We start from the raw sequence: 13,406 nt of genomic DNA, 5'->3' as shown, positions 1-13,406 counted from the left end.
GATTCAGGCGGGCCGCCGGCTTTCCGCGATCGTGCCGTCCCGCAGGTTCAGGACGCGGTCCGCCGCCCCCAGCAGCACCCTGTCATGCGTGGCGACCAGCGCGGTGACGTTCTCGCTGCGGACCACCGCGCGCAGCAGCGGCATGATCGTCGCCGCGGTCTCGGAGTCGAGCCGGCCGGTCGGCTCGTCGGCCAGCAGCACCCGGGGACGGTTGGCCAGGGCGCGGGCGATGGCCACCCGCTGCCGCTGGCCGCCCGACAGCTCGTAGGGCCGCTGCTCCGCGTGCTCGCGCAGGCCGACGAGGGACAGCAGGACGCGGACCCGCTCGGCGCGCTCGGCCGCCGGCCTGCGGGCCAGCCGCAGCGGCACCTCCACGTTCTCGGCCGCCGACAGCACGGGGATCAGGCCGTGCGACTGGAACACGAACCCGATGACGTCGCGGCGCAGCGACAGCAGGTCGTCCTCGGCGAGCGCGCCGACGTCCCGGCCGTCCACCCGGACCGTGCCCGAGTCCGGGACGTCCAGGCCGCCGATCAGGTTGAGCAGGGTGGTCTTGCCCGAGCCGGAACGGCCGTTGATCGCGACCAGCTCGCCGGGGTACGCGCTCAGCGAGGCGCCGCGCAGCGCCCTGACCTCCGTCCGGCCCGTCAGCGGACGTCCGCGCCCGTGGCGGTGAACCGGCCGGCGAACACCTCGGGACGCACCACGAACGGCCCGTAGGTCGTGTAGTCCAGCCGTTCGGCGCCCGTGGTGATGAGCCGGTCGCCCTGCCAGAAGTACTCCTCGGGACGCGTGGCGTCGAACAGCCCGACGACCCTCACCCGCACGACATCGTCGGTGTCGATCCTGCCGCGCAGCGTGAGGACGTCCCCGACGCCTGCGCGGATCCACCTGGCGGCGGCACTCGGTAGGGTCGCCTCCACCTCACCGCCCCCGGCGGCACGCGGCCGGCGACCCCGTGCCAGCCGGGCATGCCCCTCGATCCCGGTGTAGCCGGCGAACGCGGTGAGGTCGGGGTGGTCGCGCCGCTCCTGCCCGGGCAGGGTGTAGGAGTCACTGCGCATCCCTGCCGAGACCGACAGCGGCACGTCCCGGTAGATCCGCCGCAGTGACCGCTCGACCCGCTGCTTGGTCGCGGCGAAGCCCCCGGCGGGGACGTGCGCGGCGATCCTCGTCCCGGACGAGTCGAACGTCGCCTCCGCCAGGGTCCTGCGTAACCCTTCCCGCGTCACCGACCCGGCGTACCCGACGAGCGCCGCCAGCAGGGTCGTGGTGAACAGCGCGGTCGCGCAGGCGGCCAGCAGCAGGGCCCGGTCGCCTCCCATCCTCCGTACGACCAGTCCCCCGCGCATGGGGCGGAATGATGACGTATGTCCGACCTATGGGACAAGAGGCAACTGGACGAGGGCGGGGCGGGATGCCCAGACTGGGGCGGTCGTCATGATCCCGAGGAGACCCCATGGCATCGTTGCCCCTACTGCCGACGTCGCTTGTCGGAAGCTATGCCCAGCCCGAATGGCTGATCGATCGTTCCAAGCTCGCCGGGCGCTTCCCGCCGCGGGTGCGCGCCAAGGAACTGTGGCGCATCCCACCCGAGTTCCTCGCCCAAGCCCAGGACGACGCCACGCTGCTGGCGATCCGGGCGCAGGAGGAGGCGGGGCTCGACATCCTGACCGACGGGGAGATCCGCAGGGAGAGCTACTCCAACCATTTCGCGACGGCGCTGGAGGGCGTCGACATCGACAATCCCGGCACGGCGCTGGACCGCAGCGGCCACCCCAATCCCGTGCCGCGGATCGTCGGGCCGATCCACAGGCCCCACCCGGTCGAGGTCGATGACGTGCGCTTCCTGCGGGCGCACACCGACCGGACGATCAAGATGACGGTGCCGGGCCCGTTCACCATGTCCCAGCAGGCGCAGAACGAGTACTACCCCGACGCCGAGGCCGCGGCGATGGACTACGCGAAGGCGGTCAACGCCGAGATCGCCGACCTGTTCGCGGCGGGCGCCGACATCGTGCAGATCGACGAGCCCTACATGCAGGCGCGCCCGGAGGCCGCCCGCGCGTACGGCCTGGCCGCGCTGAACGCCGCGCTGGAGGGGATCACCGGCACCACCGCCGTGCACATCTGCTTCGGCTACGCGGCGATCATCCACGAGCGTCCGGAGGGCTACTCGTTCCTGCCGGAGCTGGCGGGCTGCCCGGTGGACCAGATCTCGATCGAGACCGCGCAGTCCGGGCTCGACCTGGGGGTGCTCGCCGACCTCACGGACAAGACCATCATCCTCGGGGTGATCGATCTGTCCGACCACGCGGTGGAGTCCGCCGAGCTGGTCGCCGGCCGCGTCCGCCGGGCGTTCGACCGGATCCCGCCCGAGCAGATCGTCATCGCCACCGACTGCGGGATGAAGTACCTTCCGCGCGAGTCCGCGGAGGGGAAGATGCGCGCCATGTCCGGCGCCGCGCGGCTGCTCCGGAAGGAGCTGGGCGACCGTTCGTGAGCCGACCGGCCCCCGGCGGGCCGCCGGGCTCGCCGGGGACTACCACGGCGGCGTTATGGACATCCGATTCCTCCGGTGATATTGGAGGATCCGATAAAGCGTATAGGTTATGGCATTCCCGCCCTCCGAAACGTGATGCCGGAGGCGACCGGGCGGGCCGGTTCGAAACGTGTCCGGAGGTGGCCGATCATGGTTTCCGGGCCCATGCCCGTTCCGGTTGTGACACGGGCTTTCTAGTGTGGGTTGCGTCAGCCCCTGGGACGAGTCGGCGATGGGCTGATGGGTGGGTGGTGCCTGGTGTTGCGGGGGCGGGGCAGGGAGTGCGAGCGGCTGGACGGCCTGCTGGACGCCGTCCGTGGTGGTGAGAGCCGGGCGCTGGTGGTGCGCGGTGAGGCGGGCGTGGGGAAGACCGCCCTCTTGGACTATGTGGTCGGCCGGGCCCGGGGTTTTCGGGTGTCGCGTATTACCGGTGTGCAGTCCGAAATGGAGCTTGCTTTCGCGGGCCTGCACCAATTGTGCGCGCCGATGTCCGATCGGTTCGATCGCCTTCCCGGCGCGCAGCAGGAGGCGTTGAGGGCGGCGCTCGGGCTGGGGTCGGGGAACGCGCCCGACGCATTCCGGGTGGCGCTGGCCACCCTGGGGCTGCTGGCCGAGGTGGCGAGGGAACGGCCGCTGCTGTGCGTGGTGGACGACGCGCAATGGCTGGACCGGGCGTCGATGCAGGTGCTGGCCTTCACCGCGCGGCGGCTGATGGCCGAGTCGGTCGCGATCGTCTTCGCGTCCCGGGTGACCCACGGGGTGCCGGGCGGCGCCCCGGCCGGTACGGAGCCCACCGGCCTACCGGAGTTACTGGTGGGGGGCCTGCCCGACGAGGACGCCCGCGAACTGCTGCGCTCGGTGCTCCCGGGCCGGTGGGACGCGCAGGTGCTGGACCGCATCGTCGCCGAGGCGAGGGGCAACCCGCTGGCGCTGGTGGAGCTGCCCAGGGGTTGCACGCCCGCGGAGTTCGCCGGCGGGTTCGGCCTGCCCGGCGGGCCGGCCCTGACGGGACGGATCCGCGAGTCCTACCAGCGGCGGGTCGCCCACCTCCCGCTGGAGACCCGGCGGTTCCTGCTGGTGGCGGCGGCCGAGCCGAGCGGCGAGCCGGTGCTGCTGTGGCGCGCCGCCGAGCGGCTGCGGATCGGGATCGAGGCGGCGGCGCCCGCGGTGTCGGCCGGGCTGCTCGACATCGGCGAGCTGGTGCGCTTCGCCCATCCGCTCGTCCGGTCGGGCGTGTACTGGTCGGCGTCGCCGGAGAGCCGGCGCGGCACGCACCGGGCGCTGGCCGCGGTCACCGACCCGCAGGCCGACCCCGACCGGCGCGCCTGGCACGCGGCGCACGGCGCGCTCGGCCCGGACGAGGCCGTGGCGCTGGAACTCGAAGGCTCGGCGGGACGGGCACGGGCGCGCGGAGGGCTGGCCGCCGCGGCGGCGTTCATGGCCCCTCCTCTACGGCGAGTGGCTGCGCCGCCGGCATCACCGGCGCGCCGCACGCGGGCACCTGCGCGCCGCCTACGACCTGTTCGCCGCCATGGGCATGCTCGCGTTCGCGCGGCGGGCGGCGCGCGAGCTGCGGAGCACCGGTGAGAGCGCGCGCAGGCGCACCGCCCAGGCCGCGAGCGAGCTGACGCCTCAGGAGGCGCACATCATCCGGCTCGTCCGCGAGGGCCTGACCAACCCGGAGATCGGCGCCCGGCTCTTCATCAGCCCCCGCACCGTCGAATGGCATCTCCGGAAGATCTTCGTCAAGCTGGGGCTCACCTCACGCCGCCGGCTTCAGCGCACCACCACCAAGGGCCTCGGCTAGGAGGCTCAGGCGAGCCCGAAGAACCGGGCGTCGTGGTAGGCCGAGCAGATCCCGTCGAGGAAGTGCGCCGCCGTTGCGGAGATGTTGGTTCCTTCCGCCAGGGCGGTCTCGGACCGCCCGGCCCGCTCCTCCGCGGCGGCGGGTGCCGTGGACGCGGCCGTGCCGAGCACGGCACCGCCCATCGCCACTCCGGTGCCGCGGAGGAGGGTGCGGCGGCTGACCTCGGACTCGTGCATCATGCCTCCCAAGGCGCGGCGCGGCCTTCCGGCACGAGCCGATGCAAGATGATCATTCGCCCTCGGTCGTATATCAGGCATTTCGATCATGCAAGACCGCCCGGCCGGGGGAACCGGGCGGTCGGGGGAGGCGGGGCGCCCCTGCTCAGCCGGTGAGCACCGTCCGCAGCGTGGCGGCGAACTCATCGGGCTTGCCCATCGCGCCGTACTCGCCGCCGAGGAACCCGTCGTGGCCGCCGGGGAAGGTGACCGCCTTCGTCCCGAGCCCGTCGGCCACGGCCAGGGCGGCCCGTCCGGGCAGGATCGTGCCCGACTCCTCGCCCACGCCGATGACGATACGGGTGGAGGCGGCGCGGAGCGCTTCGTAGTCGGGCCGGAAGGCGTTGCACGTGACCATGTTCTGCCCGAGGAGCGGGTCGTCGCGGGACCCGTCGTCCTCGGTGGGCAGCCCGAAGGTCGCCGGGTCGGGCGCGGGCTGCTCGGCGAAGTCGGCGGGGAACGGCCCCGAGTGGCTGATCAGCGCGATGAACTTCGCCATCGCCGGGCCGAAGCCGCTGCTCAGATAGGTGTCCCGGATGGCGACGCAGGCGGCCAGGATCGCCTCGCTGTCGGGCAACTGGCTGGAGGCCGGCGGCTCGTGCGCCACGAGCGTCCTGACCTGCTCGGGATGCCGGGCCACCAGCGCCAGCGCGTTCACGGCGCCGCCGCTGCTGGCGAAGACGTCCACCGGCCCGACGTCCAGCGCGTCGATCAGCCGGTGCAGGTCGTCGGCGTGCTCGTCGACGGTGGTCTCCGCGGCGCCGTCGGTGCGCTTGCTGCGCTCGGACCCGCGCGGGTCGTAGGTCACCACGGTGCGGTCGGTGAAGTGGGCGGCCAGGCTGACGAACCCCGGGGCGGCCATCGGGGATCCGATCAGCAGCAGGACGGGCTCGGTGGTGCTCTCGCCGGCGCGCACGTCGTAGTGCAGCACGGCTCCCGGCGCGTCCAGCGTGTAGGTCTTCGACTCGCTCATCAATGCCCTCCCCCAAGTCGGAATCCGCTTGTCACCAGTGCAGACTCGGGTGAGGGCGAGAACTCATCGGCCGAGCGCGGGATTGGCGCCCCGGGTGACGTCCAGGCCGAGCACCTGAGGGTTGCCATCGAACCAGACGGCCGTTCCGTGGCGGGCGGTGATGACCCAGCGGCCGTCCCGGCGTTCGAAGCGGTCCTCGACCCATCCGCCGATCATGAGGAGCGAGTCGGGCGCGAGGTCGTTGCGCGCGTGCTGCGCCTGGTAATAGGTGTGGGCCCGTGCCCCTTCCCCGTCCGGGACGATCCTCGGGGAGGAGAAGACGTGGTGGGTCGCGTCGAGCGTCGCCAGCGTGGCCTTGGCCTTGTCCCGGTACGCTGCCGGGGACGGGTAGCGGCCGGCGACGCTCATCCGGATGGCGGCGTCGGGCGCGAAGCAGCCGTCGAGCAGGTCCCAGTCGCGGGTGTCGATGGCGATCGCGTAGGCGTAGATGACCTGCTCGATCTCGTGGACGTCGTCGAGCCAGCTCATGGGGCCGTCCCGGGGACGAACACGGCGTGCAGAGGCGGTGCCTCCGCGGTCTTCCCCGCCATGGTGAGCAGCAGGCGGCCGACGTCGTCGAAGCCCGCCACCCGCGTGGACACCGACCCGAACGGGAAGCGCCCCGAGCCGAGGAGGTCCAGGGCCCGTCCGGGCGCGTCCGTCGACACTCCGCGCACCCCCGTGACGCGCAGCTCCCTCGACATGATCAGGTCGGGTTCGCAGGTGGCGGTCACGCCGTCCCCGCGTACCCCGGCGCACACCACGCGGGCGCCGCGGCCCGCGAGCCTCAGCGACTGGCCGAACGCCTCGGGCGCGTCGGCCGTGGCGTCGACCACGACGTCCGCCAGCCCGCCGGTCGCCGCCTCGAGCGCCTCCACCGGATCGTCCCGCGCCACGTCCACCACCAGGTCGGCGCCCAGCTCGGACGCCGTGCGCAGGCGGGAAGCGTCGCGCTCCCCATGCCCCGTGACCAGCACGAACCGCGCCCCGGCGGCCTTGGCGGCGACCGCGGCGCAGATGCCGCGCACGCCCGGCCCCAGCACGGCCACCACCTCGCCCGGACGGGTGCGCGGCACCTCGGCCGCCCAGGTGTGCCCGGCGGCCAGCGGGTTGAACAGCGTCGCCGTGACCGGGTCGAGCCCGTCCGGGACGCGGTGGACGACGGACTCCGGCGCCAGGTAGTGGTGCGAGGCGTAGCCGCCCCACAGGCCCGGCGCGGTCGAGACCGGGATCATGCCGTACGACTCCCGGGGGTCGAAGCGCTCGCAGCCCGCCAGGTCGCCGTCGCGGCAGCGAGGGCAGTCGCGGCAGGCGCGCCGGTTGCCGACGGCGACGCGGTCTCCCTCCCGCACGCCCCACCGTTCGGCGGCGGCGGCGCCGACCTTCTCCAGGACGCCCACGGTCTCGTGCCCGGGGATGAAGCCGACGGGCCAGCGCATGCGCCCGGTGAAGACCTCGTGGTCGGAGCCGCACAGCCCGCACGCCTCCACGCGGAGCAGCGCGTCGTCCGCGCCGATGGGCGGCAGCGGCAGCGCGCGGCGTTCCAGGCGGCCGTAGTCCTCCAGGACCAGCGCCTCGGCCTCGCTCACCACGTGATCGTCTCGCCGCCCCACGGCGTCAGGACGTTCTCGACGTCCTTGAACCGGTCGGGCAGATGGTCGATGTTCATCCAGGTCGCGTTGAGCCTGCCGAACCCGATCGTGCGGGCGCACCGCAGCCCCAGCTCCACGATCTCGCCCTCGTCGAAGTACTGCCGCAGGTCGTCGTAGACGGACTCGTCGATGGCCAGATGGTCGGTGGCGAGCAGGTCGGCGAAGCGCAGCGCGGCGCGCTCGGCGGGCGTCAGGTCCTCGGCCTCCTCGGGCTTCTCCAGGGAGCACACCAGCTCTTCGGTGACGCCGTCCTCGATGCCCGAGGTGTACCGGACGGCCATGCAGCTACGGCACTGGTTGTGGAAGGCCAGCCGGATGCGGACCAGCTCCACCAGCCGCGGCGGCAGCGTGCCCTCCTCTTCGAGCGCGGCGCGGTACGCCTCGTTCACGGCGTGGGCGATCTTGGGCCGGTGCGCCAGGACGGAGGCGTGCAGCCGGGCGATCCGCGTCCGCTGGTCGAGCCGGTCGAGGTCGCCGAGGTCGAAGCCCTCGGCGGGGTGGATACGGGCCATCGGCTACTCCCGGGTCGGTCGCGCCCACAGGTGTATCACTGAGTGATATGGTGTAGCACCAATCGACCCTAGCGTGGGGCTTCCGGACGGTGGCTGTCAAGACGATCCAGGTGGTGAGCAGGGCGCTCACCGTGCTCGAAGCGGTGTCGGAACGCCAGCCCGTGGGGCTCGGCGCGCTCGCCAGAGACCTCGGCATGGACAAGAGCGCGGTGCAGCGCATCCTGGCGACGCTGCACGAGGAGGGCTGGATCAGGCCCGCGCCCGGCGACGGCCGCTGGGTGCTCACCGGCCGCGCGCTGTCGGTCGGCGGCCGGTTCGTCGGGGACCGGACGGTGCGCGAACGGGTCCGCGGCGTGCTGCGGGCGGTGCACGACGCGACCAACGAGACCGTGTGGCTGACGGTCGCGGACGGCTCGTCGCTCATCGTCGCCGACGAGATCGCCAGCACCCATCCGCTGCGCATCTCCTACCCGGTGGGCTACAGCGGCCCGTTCGGCATGGGCACGGCGGGCGGCCAGGCGATCCTCGCGGCGATGGACGGGGCGGAGGTCGAGCGCGTCCTGGGCGCGGCCGAGGCGGCCGGCGCGGCCCCGGTCCTGGACGAGGTGCGGCGCCGCGGGTACGCCGTCCAGGCCGAGCCGGAACGGCCGCTGTGGGCGGCCGCGGTGCCCGTCCCGCCGGAGACCGGGACGGCCGCCGCCGTCGTGGTCGCCGCGCCCCAGGAGCGCTCCAGCGAGCGGGCGCTGCACGGGTTCGGCGAGCTGGTCGCGCGCACCCTACAGCAGGCGTTCGGATGATCACGCCGTCTGAGCTGGCCAGATCTAGACCATTGACTAAAACAAGCGCTTGGTAGAAGCTGACCACCACAACGGCCGAGGGGGGCGGGCGAACGGCTCCCGCCAGGGCCGGACGTGTGTGTATGGAGGCGATTCACCATGCGTGCCAGACCCGCCTTGACGTCACTGCTCGGAGCCTGCGCTGTCCTCGTGGCCGCGTGCGGTGGCTCCGGCGGTGGATCCGAGAAGGGCATCGACGAGCCGATCAAGATGGTCGGGCTGTGGGAGGTCAAGGGCGAGAGCGCCGCCGCCATCGACGACTACAACAACGGCGCCCTGATGGCGGTGGAGAAGATCAACGCCGCCGGCGGGATCAAGGGGCAGAAGATCGTGCTGGAGCGGGTCCCGGCCGACCCGCTCAACCCGCAGAAGGCCACCGGCCAGTTCCTCCAGGCGGTCGACAAGGACCCCGTGGTGATGCTCGGCTTCACCGCCTCGTCGGCGCTGCTGGCCAGCAAGACCCAGGTGGACCGCGCCGGCATCCCGCTGATCAGCCTGGCCAGCGCCAGCTCGCCGCTGCGCTTCGGCGGTCCGGGCGGCAGCGAGTGGTTCTGGGTGGTGCAGCCGTCCGACGAGTTCAAGGACCAGGCGACCGTCCGGTTCGCCGTCGAGCAGCTCAAGGCCACCAAGATCGGCCTGATGGGCACCAACGAGTCGTACGGGATGACCAACACCAAGGCCGTCGCCGCCGCCCTCAAGCAGCGCGGTCTCACCCCGGTGGCCACCCGCAACTACGACCCGACCGCCACCGACCTCACCCAGGACGTGCTGGCGATGAAGGGCTCGCAGGCGGTCATCGCGTTCACCTACCCCAACCCGCTGGCCGTCCAGCTCAAGCAGTTCGTGCAGAACGGGATGAAGATCCCCACGATCTCCTCGTCCTCGGCCAACATCGCGGCCAACAACAAGCTGGTCACCGGTGAGGCGCTGAGCCTGCTGTACGGCACCAACGCCTGCGCGCCCGTCGGGTCCAAGAACCCGGCGACCAACGCCTTCGGCCAGGAGTACCTGCGGCGCTTCAAGCAGATCCCGACCGACCTGGCCGCGGAGAGCCATGACGCCGTCTACATCGCCAAGGCCGCGATCGAGAAGGCCGGCAGCACCGAACCGGAGGCGATCCAGAAGGCGTTGAACGGCATCACCGTCACCCCGCAGCACGGGATCATCTGCGCCGCCCAGTACAAGACCGACGGCGCGCACTTCATGAACCACACCGTCTCGATCCAGCGCTTCGGCGCGGACGGCAAATCCACCGAAATGATCACTTACCAGTTCCCGCCGACGGAGGCGGCGAAGGGCTGACCGTGGACAAATTCATCGCGCTGACCGCGGGCGGCATCGCACTGGGCGCCGTGCTCGCCCTGGTGGCGCTCGGCTTCCTCGTCCTCTACAAGGCCACCGGGGTGATCAACTTCGCCCATGGCGATCTGATCACCCTGGGCGCCTACATCGGGGTGTGGACGGTGGCCGACCTCGGCCTGCCCACCATCCCCGGCTATGTCCTGACCATCGTGCTGATGGGCCTGATCGGCGTGCTGATCGAGCGGGTGGCGCACGCGCCGCTGCGCAAGCGGCCCGCGATGGTGGTCGTGATCGCCACCCTGGCGGCCGCCATCGTGATCCGCGGCTTCATCTCGGTGTGGCAGGGCGCCACCCCCCGGGCGCTGGACAGCCCCGTGGGCGGCGGCGTCCTGCGCGTCGCCGGCGCCAACATCGCCTACCAGCGCATCCTCATCCTCATCGTCGGCGCGATCGCGGTGATCGCGCTGCTGATGGTCTTCCAGCGCACCGCGTTCGGCCGCCAGGTCAGGGCGCTGGCGGCCGACCCGGAGACCGCGCAGCTCATGGGCGTGCGGACCAAGTACGTCGCGATGGCGTCCTTCGCCATGTCGGCGATGCTGGCCGGGCTGGCCGGGCTGCTGGTGGCGCCGCTGGGCGCCGTCGAGCTGAACTTCGGCTTCGGCCTGATGATCACGGCGTTCGCCGCGGCGGTGCTGGGCGGGTTCGGCAGCCTGGGCGGCGTCGTGGCCGGAGCGATGGTCATCGGCATCGTCCAGCAGCTTGTCGGCGGGTACGTGCTGCCCGAGTACGCGGCGACCTACCCGGCGATCGTGCTGTTCATCGTCATCGCCCTGCGCCCGCAGGGACTGTTCGACCTCGCGAGGAGCCGGCTGTGACGCCCCGGGAGCCGGCGGCCGCGCAGGCCGCCACGAAGCCGGATAACGCCAACAAGACCGACAAGACGCACGACACGACAGAGACATCCGAGAAGCAGGTCATGCGGGACCCGCTCAGGGCGGTGCGGCCGCCCGACTACCGGCGGCACCACTTCCTGGCCATCGCCGTCTTCGTGGTGCTCGTCGCCCTGATCGCCCCGCAGGTCGCCACGTCGAGGTCCAGCCAGTTCCTGGTGAACCTGTGGCTGGTCTACTCGATCGCCGCGCTGGGGTTCTACCTGGTCTTCGGCCTCGCCGGACGGTTCGCGTTCTGCCAGACGTTCATGATGGCGTTCGGCGGCTACACCTCCGCCTGGATCACCCGAGGCGAGGACGGCCAGCCGTTCTGGGTCGGCGTCGCCTCGGCGATGCTCGTCACGGCGCTCGTGGCGGGCGTGGTGGGGGCGCTGGTGCACAAGGCGCAGCACTTCTACTTCGCGATCGCGACGTTCGCGGTCACCCAGGTCGGCATGGTCGTGTTCCAGCGCGCGGACGGGTTCACCGGCCCGCACGGGCAGGCCGTCGGCATCGACCCGCCGCGACTGTTCGGCTACGAGTTCGTCAAGGACGGCCAGGTGTTCTGGCTGTTCCTGGGGACCCTGGGCCTGTGCCTGCTGCTGACCGCGTGCATCGAGCGCTCGCCGATGCGCCGCGAGGCGATCGCGGCGCGCGACAACGGCCTGGTCGCGAGCCTCTCCGGCGTCGCCGTCCAGCGCGTGCAGCTCGTGCTGTTCATGCTGGGCTCGGCGCTGGGCGGGCTGGCGGGCTCCCTGATCGGCCACTGGCAGGGGGTCATCGGCACCGAGTCCTTCCACATCGACCTGGCCATCGGCATCTTCCTGATGCTGCTGCTGGGCGGCATCAACTCGATGTGGGGACCGCTGATCGGCGCGGCGGTGTTCGTCGGGCTGCCCCGGGTGCTGTCGGGGATCGAGGAGTACAGCTCGATCGTGTACGGGCTGATGCTGCTGGCCGTCGTCCTGCTGCTGCCCAACGGCATCGCCGAGGCCGTCCGCCGGTTCGCCGGCCGGGTCGTCCCGGACCGGCTCATGCGAAAGGGGGTGCCCTTTGCTCGAAGCTGAGGGGATCACCGTCACCTTCGGCGGCCTGCGCGTGGTCGACGACGTCGCCCTGTCCGTCGGGCGCGGGGAACTGATCGGCCTGGCCGGGCCCAACGGCAGCGGCAAGACCAGCTTCCTCAACGCGCTGTGCGGCATCGTCCCGGCCCAGGGCCGGGTGTCGGTGGACGGCACGCCGGTGCGCCTGGGCAGGCCGCGCTCCGCGCACCGCGCCGGAATCGGCCGCGTGTTCCAGGCCCCGCAGGTGTACGGCGAGCTGTCCTGCATCGACAACGTCCTGGTGTCCTCGTCCGACCCCGCGTTGCGCGGGCTGACCGGCGCGTGGCCCGCCCGGCCGCTGATGTTCCGGCGCGAGCGCCGCCGCTGGGACCGCGCGATGGAGGCGCTGGAACTGGTCGGGCTCGCCGAGCTCGCGGCCGAGGACGCGTCGCTGCTCAGCTACGGGCAGCAGCGGCTGCTCGAACTGGCCAGGGCGCTCGCGGGCGATCCCAAGCTGCTGCTGCTCGACGAGCCCAGCGCCGGCCTGAACGACGCCGAGACCACCGCGCTGGCCACGCTGCTGGGCGAGGTGCGGGCGGCGGGCAACACCCTTGTCCTGGTCGATCACAAGATCGACTTTCTTGACGCGCTGTGCGACCGCCTCGCCGTCCTGGAGCTCGGCCGGATCATCGCCTCCGGCCGGCCCGACGAGGTCTGGCGGGACGACCGCGTGGTGAGCGCATACCTGGGAGTTCCGGCAGATGCTGCGGATTGAGGGACTGCACGTCCGGTACGGCACCACGCACGCCGTCCGGGGAATCGACCTGACCGTGGACGAGGGCGAGGCGGTGGCGCTGCTGGGCCCCAACGGCGCGGGCAAGACCTCGACGCTGCGCGCGGTCAGCCGGCTGACCGCCTGCACCGGGACGGTCACGTTCGAGGGCCACGACCTGGCGAAGGTGTCACCCGAGGAGGTCGCCCGGCGCGGGCTGATCCACGTGCCGGAGGGGCGCCATGTGTTCCCCGACCTCACCGTCCACGAGAACCTCCAGATCGGGACCACCGCGCGTGGAGGACGGACCGGCGGGTTCGGCTTCGACGACGTCTACGACCTGTTCCCGCCGCTGGCCAAGCTGCGGGGCCGGCTGGGCTTCGCGCTGTCCGGCGGCGAGCAGCAGATGGTCGCCATCGGCCGCGCCCTGGTCGCGGCGCCGCGGCTGCTGCTGGTGGACGAGCCCTCGCTGGGGCTGGCGCCGCTGGTCGCCGACGCGGTCGCCCAGGCGCTGGTGGCCGTGCGGGAACGGACGGCGCTGCTGGTCATCGAGCAGAACGTCCACCTCACCACCAGGATCTGCCAGCGCGCCGCGGTGATGAGCGGTGGTTCGATCGTCATGGAGGCCGCGTCGGAGGAACTGCGCGACCGTGACACCGTGCTCGCGTCCTACCTCGGGCAGACCCGGACCGGAACGGGGGTCTGATCCGGACTCCTTGACGGC

Annotated in this window: 16 protein-coding genes; 9 read left to right on the top strand and 7 right to left on the bottom strand. The window is 72.2% G+C overall.

What is annotated here, in order from left to right; genetic code table 11:
• Window positions 1-3: 3 nt before the first annotated feature.
• Together QSK21_RS01225 and QSK21_RS01220 are read right to left on the bottom strand one after the other, a co-directional pair.
• Entirely contained in the window at window positions 4-579 is a 576-nt protein-coding gene (locus QSK21_RS01225; RefSeq protein ID WP_502871497.1) for an ABC transporter ATP-binding protein, read from the bottom strand.
• 68 nt (window positions 580-647) lie between these two features.
• Entirely contained in the window at window positions 648-1,352 is a 705-nt protein-coding gene (locus tag QSK21_RS01220; protein ID WP_285692900.1) for a hypothetical protein, read from the bottom strand.
• Between the two features lie 107 nt (window positions 1,353-1,459).
• Between QSK21_RS01220 and QSK21_RS01215 the strand changes: the two genes are divergently transcribed.
• The 3 genes from QSK21_RS01215 to QSK21_RS01205 all read left to right on the top strand — a co-directional run bounded on the left by QSK21_RS01215 (window position 1,460) and on the right by QSK21_RS01205 (window position 4,349).
• Window positions 1,460-2,503, top strand: coding sequence for a uroporphyrinogen decarboxylase family protein (locus QSK21_RS01215; protein ID WP_285692899.1), 1,044 nt, complete (start codon window positions 1,460-1,462; stop codon window positions 2,501-2,503).
• 297 nt (window positions 2,504-2,800) lie between these two features.
• The gene (locus QSK21_RS01210; protein ID WP_285692898.1) at window positions 2,801-4,129 is read left to right on the top strand and encodes an AAA family ATPase; all 1,329 of its coding nucleotides are present in this window, start codon (window positions 2,801-2,803) and stop codon (window positions 4,127-4,129) included.
• Window positions 4,074-4,349 (top strand): helix-turn-helix domain-containing protein, encoded by a 276-nt coding sequence (locus QSK21_RS01205; RefSeq protein ID WP_285692897.1) that lies wholly within the window; start codon window positions 4,074-4,076, stop codon window positions 4,347-4,349. Before QSK21_RS01210 ends, QSK21_RS01205 begins: the two co-directional genes overlap by 56 nt.
• 5 nt (window positions 4,350-4,354) lie before the next feature.
• On the opposite strand, the gene QSK21_RS01200 is transcribed toward QSK21_RS01205, so the two are convergent.
• The 5 genes from QSK21_RS01200 to QSK21_RS01180 all read right to left on the bottom strand — a co-directional run bounded on the left by QSK21_RS01200 (window position 4,355) and on the right by QSK21_RS01180 (window position 7,800).
• The gene (locus QSK21_RS01200) at window positions 4,355-4,588 is read right to left on the bottom strand and encodes a hypothetical protein (protein WP_285692896.1); all 234 of its coding nucleotides are present in this window, start codon (window positions 4,586-4,588) and stop codon (window positions 4,355-4,357) included.
• Window positions 4,589-4,730: 142 nt separating this feature from the next.
• Window positions 4,731-5,597, bottom strand: coding sequence for an alpha/beta hydrolase (locus tag QSK21_RS01195; protein ID WP_285692895.1), 867 nt, complete (start codon window positions 5,595-5,597; stop codon window positions 4,731-4,733).
• Window positions 5,598-5,660: 63 nt separating this feature from the next.
• The gene (locus QSK21_RS01190; RefSeq protein ID WP_285692894.1) at window positions 5,661-6,125 is read right to left on the bottom strand and encodes a nuclear transport factor 2 family protein; all 465 of its coding nucleotides are present in this window, start codon (window positions 6,123-6,125) and stop codon (window positions 5,661-5,663) included.
• Window positions 6,122-7,225, bottom strand: coding sequence for a zinc-dependent alcohol dehydrogenase (locus tag QSK21_RS01185; protein ID WP_285692892.1), 1,104 nt, complete (start codon window positions 7,223-7,225; stop codon window positions 6,122-6,124). The genes QSK21_RS01190 and QSK21_RS01185 overlap by 4 nt, the downstream gene beginning before the upstream one ends.
• Complete coding sequence (locus tag QSK21_RS01180) at window positions 7,222-7,800, bottom strand: carboxymuconolactone decarboxylase family protein (RefSeq protein ID WP_285692889.1); 579 nt, start codon at window positions 7,798-7,800, stop codon at window positions 7,222-7,224. Before QSK21_RS01180 ends, QSK21_RS01185 begins: the two co-directional genes overlap by 4 nt.
• An 89-nt stretch (window positions 7,801-7,889) precedes the next feature.
• Here QSK21_RS01180 and QSK21_RS01175 point away from each other — a divergent pair, with 89 nt between their 5' ends.
• From QSK21_RS01175 to QSK21_RS01150, 6 genes are all read left to right on the top strand, one after another.
• The gene (locus tag QSK21_RS01175; RefSeq protein WP_285692887.1) at window positions 7,890-8,597 is read left to right on the top strand and encodes an IclR family transcriptional regulator; all 708 of its coding nucleotides are present in this window, start codon (window positions 7,890-7,892) and stop codon (window positions 8,595-8,597) included.
• 189 nt (window positions 8,598-8,786) lie between these two features.
• A complete protein-coding gene (locus QSK21_RS01170) occupies window positions 8,787-9,938 on the top strand; it encodes an ABC transporter substrate-binding protein (RefSeq protein ID WP_285692885.1) in 1,152 nt (383 codons plus the stop codon).
• 2 nt (window positions 9,939-9,940) lie between these two features.
• Window positions 9,941-10,813, top strand: coding sequence for a branched-chain amino acid ABC transporter permease (locus QSK21_RS01165; protein WP_285692884.1), 873 nt, complete (start codon window positions 9,941-9,943; stop codon window positions 10,811-10,813).
• Window positions 10,810-11,934, top strand: a complete 1,125-nt coding sequence (locus QSK21_RS01160) for a branched-chain amino acid ABC transporter permease (RefSeq protein ID WP_285692882.1) — start codon at window positions 10,810-10,812, stop codon at window positions 11,932-11,934. The genes QSK21_RS01165 and QSK21_RS01160 overlap by 4 nt, the downstream gene beginning before the upstream one ends.
• On the top strand, window positions 11,921-12,685 hold the full coding sequence (locus QSK21_RS01155) for an ABC transporter ATP-binding protein (protein WP_285692880.1): 765 nt from the start codon (window positions 11,921-11,923) through the stop codon (window positions 12,683-12,685). The genes QSK21_RS01160 and QSK21_RS01155 overlap by 14 nt, the downstream gene beginning before the upstream one ends.
• Window positions 12,672-13,388, top strand: coding sequence for an ABC transporter ATP-binding protein (locus QSK21_RS01150; RefSeq protein ID WP_285692879.1), 717 nt, complete (start codon window positions 12,672-12,674; stop codon window positions 13,386-13,388). The genes QSK21_RS01155 and QSK21_RS01150 overlap by 14 nt, the downstream gene beginning before the upstream one ends.
• The last annotated feature ends 18 nt before the right edge of the window (window positions 13,389-13,406 follow it).

Origin of the sequence: Actinomadura sp. NBRC 104412 (genome assembly GCF_030269515.1) — a bacterium.
In the GTDB taxonomy this organism is placed as follows: domain Bacteria; phylum Actinomycetota; class Actinomycetes; order Streptosporangiales; family Streptosporangiaceae; genus Spirillospora.
The sequence above is the reverse complement of the archived record's forward strand: the minus strand, read 5'-3'. Positions and strand labels throughout refer to the sequence as shown.